Raw genomic sequence first — 13,635 nt, forward strand, 5'->3', positions numbered from 1 at the left:
TACCCGGTGGTCGCCGCCGCCGCACCCCCCGCCGCACCCCCCGCCGCGCTCCCGCCCCCGCGACCGCCGGTCGACCGGACCCCGGCCCGCGCCTGGCCGGCGCCACATCCGGAACCGAGCCCAGCGGCATACAGCCATCCTGACGACGAGGAGGGCTGGGAGGACGACTACGACGACGACTCCTACCTCCCTCCGCGCGAAGGGGATCCGCGCATCGGCCTGGCCAAGCGGACTGGCACGCTGGCTGCTGCCGCGCTGGCGTGGCTCGGCTGCCTCGCGCTGTGGCCGGGCGCCGCACTCGTGGCGCTCATCGTGTGGTCCGTGGTGGCGCGGGCAGTCGACCGGGCCATGACGGGACTGGTGCTACGGCGGTTCGAGTACGGCCGGCGGCCGAGCGACGTGCCGTGGGCCGTCGTGACGGGTCCGTGGCATCTCGTCGTGGGCCTCGTGGCGAGCTTCGTGACGCTGCTGCTGCCGATGGCGGTGGCGGTGGCCGGCGTCTTCTCCGCCGCGCTGCTCCTCGGCGGTCTCACGGGCAGCGACCTCGACCCGGGTGCACCGGCGACGCTGGTCGTCGGAGGGGCGCTCGGCCTGGTGATCCTGTGGTGGGGACCGGGGCGCGCCTCGCTCCGACGCGGGACGCGGTCGGTGGCCCGGCGGTTCGTGCCCGCGGGTCCACCCACGCAGGTGGTCACCCTCGCTCTCGCGGGTGTGGGACTGGTCACGGTCATTGTGGGACTCAGCCAGGGGATCGGGTCATGGGCGCCGTTCGGCGGAGGTCCATTCGGTCCCTGACGCGCCGTGTGGGATCAGAGATCGAGTAAAGAGATGGTCAAGTCGACATCACGAAAAGATCTCGGATTGTCTTGTCTTGGCCCGGTCGGTCACGTAGCGTCAAACCTCGATGGCCTCCGCACCACTCCCTTCAGCGGGCGCTCGTCACCACATTGGCTCCACACGGTGTGGCACGAAAACTTCACAATGCCACCCATCAGCGGTCCCTGAAGCGCCGAGCCTCGCCAGCCAGGGACGTCACCCGCCAGTCGGGATCGCGCGAGGACGGGGGACCCATGTGCGCCGGCGCTCTGCCGGCTTGGGGTGAAGTCGCGAACGCGACAGGGCCAACCTGACGGCCCCAACCCGACAGCTAACCCCGCAGGCGCCCGTCAGGAAGGGATCCCCCATGCACTACCAGTCGAAGCATGCTGCCCCGAAGCGCCCGAAGGTCAAGCAGCGCCTGGCCGGCGTCGGCCTGGCCAGCGCCGCGACCGTCCTCGGCGGCATCGCCACCGCCGGCTCCGCGAAGGCCGACGGCTCCGTGTGGGACCGCGTCGCCCAGTGTGAGTCCGGCGGCAACTGGAGCATCAACACCGGCAACGGCTACTACGGCGGGCTGCAGTTCTACCAGCCGACGTGGCGCGGCTACGGCGGTCTCGCCTACGCCCCGCGCGCCGACCTTGCGACGCGCGCCGAGCAGATCGCCGTCGCCCAGCGCGTCCTCGCCTCGCAGGGGCCCGGCGCCTGGCCGGTCTGCTCCGTGCGGGCCGGGCTGACGCGGGCCAACGGCGGCGCCACCAGCGCGCCGGTGCGGGCCAGCCGCAGCGACACGAAGACCTCGCCGACGAAGAAGACGTCGACCAAGAAGACCTACGCGCCCGCGCGCACCAAGAAGGTCAACCGGGCGCCTGCCGTGTCGACCGGGACCGGAGCGAAGGTCACGGTGCGCTCCGGCGACACCCTGTCCGAGCTGGCGGCCAAGCACGACGTGCGCGGTGGCTGGCAGGCCCTCTTCCAGGCCAACCGCGGCACCATCCGCGACGCCGACCTGATCTACGTCGGTCAGGTCATCCGCCTGCCCTGACGGGCACCCAAGGCCGGGCGGCCTCGTGACCACTTCCCCCTGGGTGGTCGCGGGGCCGCCCTTCATTCGGGTGCGACGCGGCCCAAGCGCTTTTCCGTATGCCGCTGGGCTCGGTTACGCTTTCGCCGTTCCCCCGGCTGCCCGGCTGGGGTCCGCTGGCGTGGCGCAATCGGTAGCGCACCTGTCTTGTAAACAGGTGGTTAGGGGTTCGAGTCCCCTCGCCAGCTCCATGCTCAGAGGGTCGCGTAGTGCCCTGACCTGCGGTTTTGCCATCGTGAGGGACCACGGTCAGCCCGAGGAGCTATACCGTCTGCCGCGTTGCGCGCCACTCGGCGAAGCTCAGAGACATTCCACGACAGGAGCAGGCTGTACCTGACAGCTCGGAAACCGAGTTGCTTCCCTACTGATCCGGTAGAGGACGCCGTAGGTTCCGCGGCGCGTCGGATGGATGCCTGACAGTTCCTTGCGGAACTCGGTGGCCACCCTTCGGCACGTTCCCGGCCGTGGCAGCGATCGAGGGCCTGTGGATAGCGCCGGCCATGAGTGGACCGCTTGGCTCTAGGCTCGCGCATTGTGTTTGTGGTGGATCCTGGGGGGACGCGCCTCGTGGCGTCGTCGGTGGTACGCAGCGCCGAGACGGTCAGGGGCTGCGCGGAACGGCTTGGCGGGCAGCGGGCCTCGGCCACGGAGGCGTTGGGGGATGACAGCGCAGGGCTACCGCAGGAGCTGGAGCGTTGCCTGAGCAACTTCCTTGGCGGGGTGAGGGCGTTGGCGGTGGGGCTGGACGCGTTGGCGTTGAACCTGGACGCGGTGTCGAGCGACGCGCGGCTCCTCGAGCAGTCTGTGTCCGCGTCGTACTCGGACGTCAGGTGCGTGTGGTCGGTCGCTGGCGGTGGCCGTGGCGGCTCCTGAGGGCTCCTGGCGGCCGTCTGGTGATCCGGCCAGGCTGCGCGGTGCGGCTGCGCAGCTGGGTCAGTTGGCTGGGTCGGTGATGGGCACCCCTGCGTTGCAGGGGAGCTCGGGTGCCGAGCTCGGGACCGTCTGGTCGGGGGCAGCTGCCGAACGGGCCCAGTCGGATCTGGGGAGGCTGGCGCGTCGGGGCATGGAGATGGCGCGTGGGTTGGAGGCGGCGGCAGCGGTCTTGGGGCGATACGCCGACGCGCTGGACCGAGCGGAGGACGTCGCGGCGAGACTGGGAGGGGAACGCACCGAGGCGCTGGCCGCCCACGGGGTGGCCGTCGCACGGGTCAAAGTGGCACACGTCGCGAGTCCGGCGACCTTGGCGGCGGCGCTGGGCCGCCTGGAGGACATCAGGCGCGAGCGCCTCGCGAGTGTGGACCGGCGGCTGGCTGGTGCCCGGGAGGAGCTGGAGCAGGCCGGTCGTCGATGCGCGGCAGGCTTGGGCGCGGCCCAGGCGCAGGCGGGGATGGTCCAGGGTCCGCTGGTCGCGGCCGGTGACCTGAGGTCGTGGGTGCTGGCCGACCTGCAGACGGTCGCGCACGTCGAGCACCTACAGCGCCTGGCTGCCCACGCGGCGACGGCGCTGACGGCCCCGACCCTGACCGACGTGGGGCGGGTGCAGGTGCTCCGCCGCTATGCGCAGTGGGCCGGCGACCCGGTGTTCGCCACGATGCTGCTCCAGCAGCTGGGCCCCGAGCGCACCCTCGAGATGGCGTTCCCCGTGGCGCTGAGCGGCGCGTCCGACTCGCTCGAGACGCCCGGCGTCGACACCCTCGCGAAGCCGGGTGGCCCGGTCCGCGCGCGACTGCTCTGGGCGCGGCTGCTGCAGGCCGGCCTGTCCGACGCGGCCGTGTCGGTGCCGCCGGAGTGGGCCACCGCGCTCTTGGACAGGTTGAGGTCCAGCCCGGACACCCTCTTCCGGTTCGCGGCGCTCACCCGCGACCACGGGCCGTCCACCAAGGCTTTCGTGCTGCCGTATGCCGAGCTGGTCCTGGCTGCGGACCGGTCCGGCGCGTTCTACGCCACGCCGAAGCAGGTGCGCACCAGTGTGCTGGACGCGATCGACCCGATGGTGTCGGTGATGCGGGCCCTGCAGCGCAGCCCGGACGCCGCGCGGGACTTCTTCCACGCCGATGGTCACGCCGTCACGGCCGGGACCAGCGAGCGCTTGGCCTACCTGTTCCGCGACCGGGTCTGGGGCAGGGGCGCGGTTCAGCACGGGATGCGTGAGACGTTCGCTGCGGTCGCCTCGCTCGTCGAGGTGGCGCCGAGAGAGCCGCGGGCGGTGGCCCTGGCCCCGCTCGTGGTGCGCCTCCTCGGGACCAAGCACCCGCAGACAGGACAGCTGCCGCCGATCCGCGACGAGGTGAAGGAACCCATCGCCAGGATCCTGGCCCCCTACGTCTTCGACCTGGCTTTCTCGGTGCCACCGAAGGTCGGCAGCGAGCTGACCACCCCGGCACCGGGCGCCACCCCGGACGCGCCGGACACCGTGACAGCCCGGTTCGACGCGGTGGCCCGCACGGTGCTGCTCAACTCGCTCGGCCGGTCCCCGCAGGCCTATGAGGTGCTCTTCACGTCGGCGCGGGCGCTGCAGAACGAGCTCTACCTGAACATGATCACCGAGACGGGGACGGTGGCCGGGACCTCGCACGAGCCGATCCGGCTGCTGCAGGCGCTGCGGGTCGGCGCCGACGCCGAGATCGCGGAACGCAGCGACGAGGCCGACGCCGAGTACAACGACGCCATCGATGCCGCCACCGGCGCCGTCGCGTCCCTGCTCGGGACCGGCACCGCGCTCATCCCCGGCGGCAAGACCGCCGCCGACGCGGTCGCCGCCAGCCTGCTGCAGACCGCGCTCGGCGCCGGGATCGACGGCGCCACGGGCGCCGTGGCCGACATCCTGCACCGCGACACCAGCGCCATCGCCGGCCACGAGGCGATGACCAGCCGACAGGCCGAGTTCGAGGCCCTCAAGATGGACGCGCTCAGCATCGAGTGGGCGCTGGCGCAGCACGACCCCCAGGAGATCGAGGACGCCCGTTTCGGGGCGCTCTTCGTCGACGGCGACCCGACCCGACCGCGGCCTCTGGGCTGGATCCTCGACAACGAGCCCAGCGCCTGGGGTCAGTTCCAGTCCTCCAGGTTCGTGCCGCGGTACTCGACCATCCAGCGCGAGCTGGACCAGACCTACAACCGCGACCAGCCCACCCCGGTAGCCCACTGAACACCCCGTCACCCGGTCAGACGAAGGAGCCGCACCCGCCATGCCGGCGCGAACACCTATGAGAACCTCCCGTCTCGTCTCCGCGACCGCCGCGGTCATCGCTGCCGCGGCCACCGTCTCCTGCTCGACCCCAACAGAGCCCGCGCCGCCGCCGAAGCCGGTCGACGGGCGCATCCTGTGCCATGTCGTCCCCGCCGAGGCCGCCGCCAGGAACCTCGGCGCCGACAGCGGGGCCCTGCAGGTCGAGCGCCTCGTCGAGGAGCCCAATGATGTCGCCTGCAACATCTGGGGCCCTGGGAAGTTCCGCGGGCTCTCCATCGTCGTGTCCCTGCGTGGCGAGCTCGAGGGAGACATCGCAGCCACCTGGGGCGACCCCGAGCAGCGCAGTCCCAAACGGCTGCCGGCCCAGATTGGCGACGGCTCCTACGGGCCGCAGGTGTCGAACTACGTCATCACCTGTCCCGGTCACGAGGTCTACGTCACGCTGGCTCTCAAGTCGCCGGACGAGGCCCTGCTCCTCGACCTCGCCGTGAACACCACCGCCTGGGCCAAGCGGTCCATGCAGGCCTGCGTCGATCAGAAGCGCTAGCAGCCCGGTCGGTGGGCCTCAGGCATGCCCGCTCAGCTGCGCCATGCGAGCGGCGAGCGCGTCGAGCATGGCGTTGGCCCGCTTGGGCGGCATCGCAGACTTGCGGTCCCCGCTCTGGCTCGACACGGGCAGCACGTCGATGGAGAGCTTGGCACCGCCGGCCAGTGCACGCAGTGCGTCCACCTTGTCGCCGAACGGCGTGCCGCTGCCCGGCGAGTAGTAGTGCACCGCCTCCTCGACGTCGTCCGGGAAGAGGTCGGCCTTCGTCACGGCGATGACGAGCCAGATCGGCTTCTGCCGGCGCACGGCCATCGACGCGATCCGGTGCGACGTGATCGTCCAGTCCTCGAGCTCGGCGGCGAGCTGCTCCTCGCGCGTCGCGGTGGCGGCACCGGTCGTGCCCGCGGTGCGCCGTGGTGTGGCGTAGCCGTTGGCCACGACGTGGATCACGCCGTCGACCGGCTCGTCGTGGAACACCTCGTCGAGCGCGCCGAGCCGGGTGGCGGCGTTGTCGCCGGGGACGACGAGGAAGCGGAAGCCGTGCAGCCGGGCAGACCGGCGGGTGCGCCGCTCCATCACTGCGGAGCCGACCTCCATGACCCCGTCGGCGGAGGTCCGACGGGTCAGCCGGTCGACGAGCTGGCTCTTGCCGACGCCGGTCATGCCCGTCACGGCCACCATCGGGAAGCGCCGCCGCAGCAGCCGGTGCAGCCGCTCGGGCGCTGACGCGATCCCGGTCAGGAGCCCGCCGGCGACGGTCGCACCAAGGGCAGTGCGTCCGGAGGTCGGCAGGATCGTACGGATGCGCGAAGGTGGGTGGGACACGCAGTCTCCTCGGCGGGGGCAGGGGTCGGTGCTACTCCGAGCCTACGGTCCGCGGGCCGGGGATCGTGCACCCGGGCGCTACGGGCGGAGCCTCTCGTGATCCGGTCCCAGCCGGCGGTGGGCATCGACGACCCCATGTCTGACCGCGAGCCGGATCACCCAGTAGGCGATGAGGATCGGAAGGATCCACAGCAGAAGAAAGAAGAACTCGGCCCCCGTCACGTTCATCATGGGAGCCACCGTAGTCCCCATGCCGTATGCCGCTGAGCTCGCTCCCACAGGACCGCGCGGCCCCGCGGGAGCGAGCTGGGCGGCATACGGCTCAAGCGTTCTGGACGGGCGCGGGCGCGCGCGCGGGCGACGGGGCAGGCTGCGCGCCTTCGAGCTTGCGCGGCCACGCGCTGTGGCGACCGAGGAGCGCGAGCACGGCCGGGACGAGGATCGACCGGACGAGGATCGCGTCGATGAGGACGCCGAGGGCCATCACGAACGCCAGCTCGCGGAACTGGCGCAGCGGCACGAGGGCGAGCATCCCGAACGTCGCCGCGAGGGTGATCCCGGCGGCGGTGATCGCACCGGAGGTCTCCGGCATCCGCTCCTTGATCGCCTGACGCAGCGTCGTGTGCTTGGCCCGGGTCCAGATGTGGCCGACGCCGTAGATGTTGTAGTCCGAGCCGAGCGAGAGCAGCAGGACGGACGCTGCGAACGGCACGTAGAAGGTGATTCCGTCATGGCCCAGCCAGCCCTGGAAGACCATCGTCAGCGCGCCGAGCGAGGCAGTCAGGGCCAGGACGCTGCACGCCAGCAGGAGCACCGGCGCGGCGATGGCGCGGAGGAACACCATGAGCAGGACGAGGTTGACGACGAGCACGGCGATTGCGATGCGGCGCAGGTCGCCGGTCGTCGCCGCGACGAGCTCGCTCGCCACCGCGGTGTCACCCGCGACCCCCGCGGTGACGCCGTCCAGCCCCACCTTCTGCAGCAGGCCCGGCAGCGCCGCCGACAGCTGGTCGAGGTCACGGATGGCGACCGCGCCCAAGGGGTCGTGGTCGAGGATCACGACGAGCCGGGCAGCCTGGCCGCTCTCGCTGACCAGGGCCCCGCTGACGGCCTCCTGGGGCAGGCCACCGGGGCCCACGACACCGGCGACGCCGGGCTGCTGCTCGAGCTCGCGGGCCAGCTGGGTCAGCTTGTCCTGCTCCGTCGTGAAGTTGCCGCCCTGGAGCAGCACCTCCGTGGGGGAGATGATGCCGGCCGCAAAGCCCTGAGCCGCAGCGTCGGCGGCCCGTTGGGCCTCGGTGTCATCGGGAAGCGCCTCGACGAACGACACGCCGAGCCGCAGCTGCCCCATGCCGGCGCTCAGATACGCGAGGCCGGCGATGCTGGCCGCGCCGAGGAGCAGGGCCACGGCCTTGACCGTCACCACGCGGGCCGTGACCCGCGCGAGCCTGCGCGGGCGGGTGCGCGGCCGCCGGCTCGGCCAGAAGAGGCCGCGACCGAAGATCGCGAGCAGCGCGGGCAGCAGCGTGAGCGAGACGACCATCGCCGTGAGGACGGAGATCGAGAGGACGGGGCCGAACGCTCGGAAGAAGGGCGACTCGGCGACGAGCATGGCGGCGCTGCCCGCAGCGACCGCAATCCCGGCGACGAGCACGATCCGGTTGGTCTGCGCCGCCGCGGTCTGCGCGGCAGTGAGGCGGTCCATGCCGCCGCCGAGGGCGGTCCGCATGCTCGACAGGTAGAAGATCGCGTAGTCCGTCACGATGCCGAGGACGAGCGCGAGGACAAGGGGCTTGAGCTCCTCGGGCACGCCGCCCTGGATGTACTCGCCGATGTAGTTGGTGACCCGGACGGCGAGGAAGTACGAGGCGCCGGCCGTCACCAGGGCCACGAGCGGGGCGATGACGGAGCGGAACTTCAGGGCGACGATGACGATGACGACGACCAGCGTGGCGATCTCGAGCAGCGGCAGCCGGTCGTAGAGGATGTCGGTCTGCGTGAGCTGGGCCGGAATGGTCCCGGTCACCCCGACGAGATGGTCGTCCGGCTGGTTGATGTGCTTCTGTCCGAACGCTTCTGCAGCAGCGAGCTCCTCGCCAAAGCTGGTGCCCGGCTTGGTCATCACGTAGTTGAGCGCGGTGGTGTCCGGCTCGGTCGACGCCGGGAAGACGCCGCGGGCGTTGGCGATCGGCACGACGGCAGCGATCGGCCCGACATCACCGAGGGTGCCCTTGGCCACGCCGACCGCCCGCTGCACCATGCGCTCCTGCGCAGCCTGGGACAGCCCGGCCTCGTTGCGTTGCACGATCACGGTGCGGGAGAGCATCGGGTAGCCGAAGGCCTTGGCCGACGCCGTCTCGGTCGCGATCGCGCGGCTGTTGGGCGGCGCGAACCCGGTGAGGTCGCTGTTCGGCCTCGTGTCGGGCAGCGTCAGGGCCGCAGCAACAGTGGCTGCCGCCCATCCCACGACGATGACCCACCGCAGCTTGACAACCAACCAGGCATACGACCTGGCGAGGGAGCCCACCTCGGACTTGCGCCACGACCTCATTGACCGGCCTTCCTGAGTGAGGACGCAAGGTCCTGCTTCGCTGACACCCGTGACATACCCCGACAGCCGGGGCGCCACTCTCCGGGTGAGCTAGCCGGCCGCAGCAGCCACGGCCAAGCGGTCCACGAGGTCGTTCATCTGGTCGCCGGAGTGGCCCTTGACCCAGTGGAACGCCACATCGCCGCGCTCGTTCACCGCGTGGACCAGCGGCTCCCACAGGTCGCGGTTCGCGACGGGCTTCCGCTGGGAGTTGGTCCAGCCGCGCTGGAGCCAGCCCGCCCACCACCGGTCCCGGAAGCAGTTGACGACGTAGGTCGAGTCGCTCACCACGACGAGGGGGCCCTGCAGCGCCGTGACCGCCTCGAGGGCGGCGCGGATCTCCATCCGCTGGTTGGTGCTCGGCGCCTCTGCGCCGGAGGCGAAGGTGCGCTCGTCGATGGCCCAGGCCCACCCGCCCGGTCCCGGGTTGCCGGAGCAGGCACCGTCCGTGTAGACGCGGACCGCGCCGTCCGGGGCGGCCATGGGGGCCTTCGTGATCCGCGGCCTGGTGGTCGGCCTCCGTCGCGGTGCTGCACCTGGCACGGCACTCCTGTCGTCGATGTGTCTGGTGGTCCCGGCGTCACGCCTGAGGCGCGGGTGGACGTCTGGCGTCGTGGCCCCGCGCGCCGCCGGCGAAGGACGATATCTCACCGAGGAGCGGCAGGATGGCCGCTTGGTAGGCGTGGTAGACGTCGGGCTTGCCCTGCCACACGGTGGCCGAGGGTCGGTTCGACGGATCGAGCTCGTGCCGCCACGACCCCCGCTCGTGGTCGATGAAGAACCGGTCTGCGTGGTCCCACCAGGTGGCGGCCCACGCGGAGTACTGCGGGTCGTCGGTGGCCTGGGCGAGCGCCGTCGCGCCGTTCAGGGCTTCGGCGAGGACCCAGTGCATCCGGTGCCGGACGACGGGACGACCGGTGAAGTCGGTCGTGTAGACGAAGCCGGGAGCGCCGTCGACGGACCAGCCGTCTTCCACCGCGCGGTGGAAGAGCGCGGCTGCGTCCTCGAGCAGCCAGCGCGGGGCGGCCTGGCCGAGGGCGGTGCGGAGGTTGAGGGCGAGCCGGGACCACTCGAGCAGGTGCCCGATCGTCACGCCGTAGGGCCGGAACGGGTGCCCGGGGTCGTCGCGGTTGTAGTCGGGGCGGACCGACCAGTCGGCCGAGAAGTGCTCCGGCAGCCGCCAGTCGTGGTCGCGGGCGAAGCCGTGCACGACGCGCGTCGCGATCTGCAGGGCGCGTTCGAGCCAGCGGCCGTCACCGGTGATGTCGTGCACCGCGAGAAACGCCTCGAGCGTGTGCATGTTGGCGTTGACGCCTCGGTAGTCCTCGAGGTCGTGCCACGAGCGGTCCCAGACGTCCACGGCCAAGCCGTCCCCGGTCCGCCAGAAGCGCTCCTCGAAGACGGTGGCGGCATCGGCGAGCAGCCCGGGACCGTCCGGGTGTCCCGCCATCGTGGCCGTTGCGGCCGCGAGGAGGACGAAGGCGTGGGCGTAGGCGTGCTTGGAGTCGTCGACCGGACCATCGGGGCCGACCGACGCGAACCAGCCACCGTGGACGTCGTCGTGCAGCCAGCCCCCCAGCGCGCGGACGCCATGGTCGAGCAGGTCCGCCGCGTCTCGCCGGCCCAGGGTCGCGGACAGTCCGAAGACATGGGTCATCCGGCAGGTGATCCAGAGCTCGACGGGCCGGTCCAGCAGCGGCTTCCCGGCGTCGTCGAGCCAGGCGAAGCCGCCCTGCGGGTGCCGGGATCCGGTGGCGAAGTCGACGAGGGCGTCAGCGTGACGGGCGAACCAGTCGGAAGCCTTGGGCTGCATGGCTCCCATCATGGCGCCGACCGGCTCATTCAGCGGCCTGCGAGCAGCCGCTGGAGCCGGGCGGCCTCAGCGGCGACGGCGTCACGAGCAGCGCCGAGGTACTTCCGTGTGTCGACCGTGGGCGACTCCTGCAGCCGCCTCGTCAGGGCCTCGGTGAAGACGTGGTTGAGGTGGGTCGCGATGTTGACCTTGACCATGCCGGCGCGGACCGCGGCGACGATCCCGTCGTCGGGGACCCCCGAGGAGCCGTGCAGGACGAGCGGCACGGGCACCGCCGCACGGAGCCGCGCGATGAGGTCGGTGTCAAGGGACGCGGTCCGCTCGGTCATCGCGTGCGAGCTGCCGACCGCGACGGCGAGGGCGTCGACGCCGGTGTCGGCGACGAAGCGAGCGGCATCAGCCGGATCGGTCCGCACCCCCGGGGCGTGCACACCGTCCTTGCCGCCGACCTCGCCGAGCTCGGCCTCGACGCTGATGCCGGCGGCGTGGCACAGGGCCACGACCTGCTGCGTCGTCGAGCGGTTGGCGTCATCGGGCAGATGGGACCCGTCGTACATGACCGACGTCAGGCCGAGGCGCACCGCCTCGGCCACGAGGTCCGTGTCCTCGGCGTGGTCGAGGTGCACGACGACCGGCTGGGTGCAGGACTCCGCGATGGCCAGCGTGGCTGTGGCGATCGGTCGCAGGCTCCCGTGGTAGCGGACGCAGTTCTCGGAGATCTGCATGACGACGGGCAGCCCGGTCTCCTCGGCGGCCGCGGCGTAGGCCTCGGCGTGCTCGATCTGGATGACGTTGAAGGCCGCGACGGCGTGGCCTGCGGCGCGGGCCGCGGCAAGGACGGGGGCCAGGGCGGCGAGGGTCATGCTGTGGTCTCCTGGATCTGGACAGCGGGGAGCAGGCGGTCGACGTCGGTCGGGTCGATGGAACCGGCAACGGGCTGGAGCACGGCGGCTGCCGACCAAGCGACGGCCCGCGCGAGGGCCTCTCGCCAGGCGGTGGCGTCGGGCGCCGTCGTGCTCAAGGCGCCGCCTGAGTCCAGGTCGGCAGCGAGCGCAGCCGTCGCCGCGTCGCCAGCGCCCGTCGCGTTGCCCTGCAATGGACGTTCCAGCCACGCTCGGAGCGCGAGCGGGCCGGTGGCGAGTGCCAGCCCCGCGGCGCCGTCCGACACGATCGCGGCGCGGGCCCCGGAAGAGGCCAGGGCCCGGGCCAGGGCTGCGGCCGGCAGGTCGTCACCCTCGCCTCGGCCCAGGGTCGCCGCTGCCTCGGAGCGATTGGGCTTGACGATCTCGGGCCCGGCCTCGAGCGCCGAGAGCAGCTGGGGACCCGAGACGTCGAGCACGACCGCGAGCCCTGCACGGTGGGCCTCGGCGACGACGGTCCGCACGATGTCCGGCGGGGCCTGTGGGGGAAGGCTTCCCGAGACGGTGAGAACCCGAGCGAACGGTGCGGCCGCCGCGCCGCGGACGGCGGTGAGCAGGTCCGTCCAGACGTCGTCGGGCAGGGGTGAGCCGACCTCGTTGAGGAGCGTGGCCGCCCCGGAGTCGTCCACGACAGCGACGGACCGGCGAGTCGGTGTGCGAGTCGGCACGAGGACGTGCTCGATTCCCCGGGCTGAGAGGTCGGCCCCGAAGGCCTCGAGCGCCGGCGATCCCACCGGGGCGACTGCCAGCGCGGCGTGTCCCATGGTGGTGAGGACGCCAGCCGTGTTGAGACCCTTGCCACCGGCCCGCTCCACCACCTCGGTGATCCGGTGTGATTCGCCACGAACGAGGCCCGCCACCCGGTAGGTGATGTCGAGGGCCGGGTTGGGGGTGACCGTGACGATCATCGCGTCGGGTTGGTGTGGTGGAGGAGGTCCAGCGCCAGCGCAGCCGCGCCGAGTGCCCCTGCACGGTCGCCGAGCGCGGCCGCAGCGACGGACACCCCGTCACAGACCCCGAGCCGATCCGCCAGCTGAGCTCGCAGTGGAGCGAGGAGCAGGTCACCCGAACGCACCAGCCCGCCCCCGATGAGGACCAGCTCGGTGCCCGTGGCCGCCACGACGGGGGCGAGGGCGCCGGCCAGGGCGCTGACTGCTTCCTGCCACACGCCGGCTGCGACGAGATCACCAGCGGCGGTGAGGCGGGCGACCTCGGCTGCATCTCCCGACTCGCCGGACCGGGCCCGCCAGCGACGACCGATGCTGCCCGCACTGGCCACCGTCTCGAGACAGCCGCGCGCACCGCACCCGCAGACTTCCCCGTCAGGCTCGACGACGACATGGCCGATCTCCCCGGCCCAGTGTGTGCCGGCCACGGGTCGGCCGCCGATGATCAGGGCGCTCGCCAGACCGGTGCCGAGCGGGACGAAGAGGACGTTGTCCACGCCTCGCGCCGAGCCGAAGCGGTATTCACCCTGGAGGCCGGCGCGAACGTCCTGGCCCACGGCGACCGGACAGTCGAGGTGGCGGCGGACGTCGTTGCGCAGATCGAGGTCGCGCCACCCGAGGTTCGCGGACCAGCGACCCCGGCCGCTCGCCTCGTCGACCCAACCGGGGACGGCGATGCCGACGGCGCTCACCGTGGGGACACCGGCCTTCGCACCGGCCTCGCGGACCATGGTGGTCAGCTCGCTCACGATCTCGGCCACGACCGCCCCGATCTGGGAAGCGATGTCACGCGGGGTCGCTCGTGTCGTCTCGGCGAGCACCTCGGCCTCGGCCGACATGAGGGCCGCCTTGATGCGGGTGCCCCCGACATCGATCCCGACCACGGCCGTGTGCCCCACGGCC

The 13,635-nt window shown here is 72.0% G+C and carries 11 protein-coding genes, 1 tRNA gene, 1 pseudogene and 1 riboswitch; of the genes and pseudogenes, 5 read left to right on the forward strand and 8 right to left on the reverse strand.

Annotated elements, in window-relative coordinates; translation table 11 throughout:
• From OO014_RS07585 to OO014_RS07605, 5 genes and pseudogenes are all read left to right on the forward strand, one after another.
• A pseudogene (locus OO014_RS07585) lies at nt 1–795 on the forward strand (serine/threonine protein kinase); the annotation flags it as partial.
• Nucleotides 796–1,027: 232 nt separating this feature from the next.
• Nucleotides 1,028–1,178, forward strand: a riboswitch (cyclic di-AMP (ydaO/yuaA leader).
• Between the two features lie 5 nt (nt 1,179–1,183).
• Entirely contained in the window at nt 1,184–1,861 is a 678-nt protein-coding gene (locus OO014_RS07590; RefSeq protein ID WP_272461689.1) for a transglycosylase family protein, read from the forward strand.
• Between the two features lie 154 nt (nt 1,862–2,015).
• Nucleotides 2,016–2,091 (forward strand) — tRNA-Thr (locus tag OO014_RS07595).
• A 758-nt stretch (nt 2,092–2,849) separates the two neighbouring features.
• The gene (locus OO014_RS07600) at nt 2,850–5,048 is read left to right on the forward strand and encodes a hypothetical protein (protein ID WP_272461690.1); all 2,199 of its coding nucleotides are present in this window, start codon (nt 2,850–2,852) and stop codon (nt 5,046–5,048) included.
• A 58-nt stretch (nt 5,049–5,106) separates the two neighbouring features.
• A complete protein-coding gene (locus OO014_RS07605) occupies nt 5,107–5,637 on the forward strand; it encodes a hypothetical protein (protein WP_272461691.1) in 531 nt (176 codons plus the stop codon).
• Nucleotides 5,638–5,655: 18 nt separating this feature from the next.
• Here OO014_RS07605 and OO014_RS07610 read toward each other — a convergent pair whose 3' ends face one another.
• From OO014_RS07610 to OO014_RS07645, 8 genes are all read right to left on the reverse strand, one after another.
• Nucleotides 5,656–6,462 (reverse strand): GTPase, encoded by an 807-nt coding sequence (locus OO014_RS07610; RefSeq protein ID WP_272461692.1) that lies wholly within the window; start codon nt 6,460–6,462, stop codon nt 5,656–5,658.
• 78 nt (nt 6,463–6,540) lie between these two features.
• Nucleotides 6,541–6,693 carry a hypothetical protein gene (locus OO014_RS07615; RefSeq protein ID WP_272461693.1) on the reverse strand — a complete coding sequence of 51 codons (153 nt, stop codon included), beginning with the start codon at nt 6,691–6,693 and terminating at the stop codon, nt 6,541–6,543.
• Between the two features lie 91 nt (nt 6,694–6,784).
• Nucleotides 6,785–9,013 carry an MMPL family transporter gene (locus tag OO014_RS07620; RefSeq protein ID WP_272461694.1) on the reverse strand — a complete coding sequence of 743 codons (2,229 nt, stop codon included), beginning with the start codon at nt 9,011–9,013 and terminating at the stop codon, nt 6,785–6,787.
• A gap of 90 nt (nt 9,014–9,103) precedes the next feature.
• Nucleotides 9,104–9,535: a ribonuclease H family protein gene (locus OO014_RS07625; protein ID WP_272461695.1), complete on the reverse strand. Its 432-nt coding sequence runs from the start codon at nt 9,533–9,535 to the stop codon at nt 9,104–9,106.
• 97 nt (nt 9,536–9,632) lie between these two features.
• Nucleotides 9,633–10,865 carry an AGE family epimerase/isomerase gene (locus OO014_RS07630; RefSeq protein WP_272461696.1) on the reverse strand — a complete coding sequence of 411 codons (1,233 nt, stop codon included), beginning with the start codon at nt 10,863–10,865 and terminating at the stop codon, nt 9,633–9,635.
• Nucleotides 10,866–10,894: 29 nt separating this feature from the next.
• Nucleotides 10,895–11,728 carry a class II fructose-bisphosphate aldolase gene (locus OO014_RS07635; RefSeq protein ID WP_272461697.1) on the reverse strand — a complete coding sequence of 278 codons (834 nt, stop codon included), beginning with the start codon at nt 11,726–11,728 and terminating at the stop codon, nt 10,895–10,897.
• Entirely contained in the window at nt 11,725–12,693 is a 969-nt protein-coding gene (locus OO014_RS07640; RefSeq protein WP_272461698.1) for a 1-phosphofructokinase family hexose kinase, read from the reverse strand. Before OO014_RS07640 ends, OO014_RS07635 begins: the two co-directional genes overlap by 4 nt.
• Nucleotides 12,690–13,631: an ROK family protein gene (locus OO014_RS07645; protein WP_272461699.1), complete on the reverse strand. Its 942-nt coding sequence runs from the start codon at nt 13,629–13,631 to the stop codon at nt 12,690–12,692. Before OO014_RS07645 ends, OO014_RS07640 begins: the two co-directional genes overlap by 4 nt.
• Between the last annotated feature and the right edge of the window lie 4 nt (nt 13,632–13,635).

The sequence above is a fragment of the Intrasporangium calvum genome, from assembly GCF_028446585.1.
GTDB lineage: Bacteria > Actinomycetota > Actinomycetes > Actinomycetales > Dermatophilaceae > Intrasporangium > Intrasporangium calvum_A.

What these genes read in the sequence shown, in the direction of transcription:
- OO014_RS07590 (WP_272461689.1), top strand. Translation starts at nt 1,184, where the DNA reads ATGCACTACCAGTCGAAGCATGCTGCCCCGAAGCGCCCGAAGGTCAAG.
- OO014_RS07605 (WP_272461691.1), top strand. Translation starts at nt 5,107, where the DNA reads ATGAGAACCTCCCGTCTCGTCTCCGCGACCGCCGCGGTCATCGCTGCC.
- OO014_RS07615 (WP_272461693.1), bottom strand. Translation starts at nt 6,693, where the DNA reads ATGATGAACGTGACGGGGGCCGAGTTCTTCTTTCTTCTGCTGTGGATC.
- OO014_RS07620 (WP_272461694.1), bottom strand. Translation starts at nt 9,013, where the DNA reads ATGAGGTCGTGGCGCAAGTCCGAGGTGGGCTCCCTCGCCAGGTCGTAT.
- OO014_RS07625 (WP_272461695.1), bottom strand. Translation starts at nt 9,535, where the DNA reads ATGGCCGCCCCGGACGGCGCGGTCCGCGTCTACACGGACGGTGCCTGC.
- OO014_RS07630 (WP_272461696.1), bottom strand. Translation starts at nt 10,865, where the DNA reads ATGCAGCCCAAGGCTTCCGACTGGTTCGCCCGTCACGCTGACGCCCTC.
- OO014_RS07635 (WP_272461697.1), bottom strand. Translation starts at nt 11,728, where the DNA reads ATGACCCTCGCCGCCCTGGCCCCCGTCCTTGCCGCGGCCCGCGCCGCA.
- OO014_RS07640 (WP_272461698.1), bottom strand. Translation starts at nt 12,693, where the DNA reads ATGATCGTCACGGTCACCCCCAACCCGGCCCTCGACATCACCTACCGG.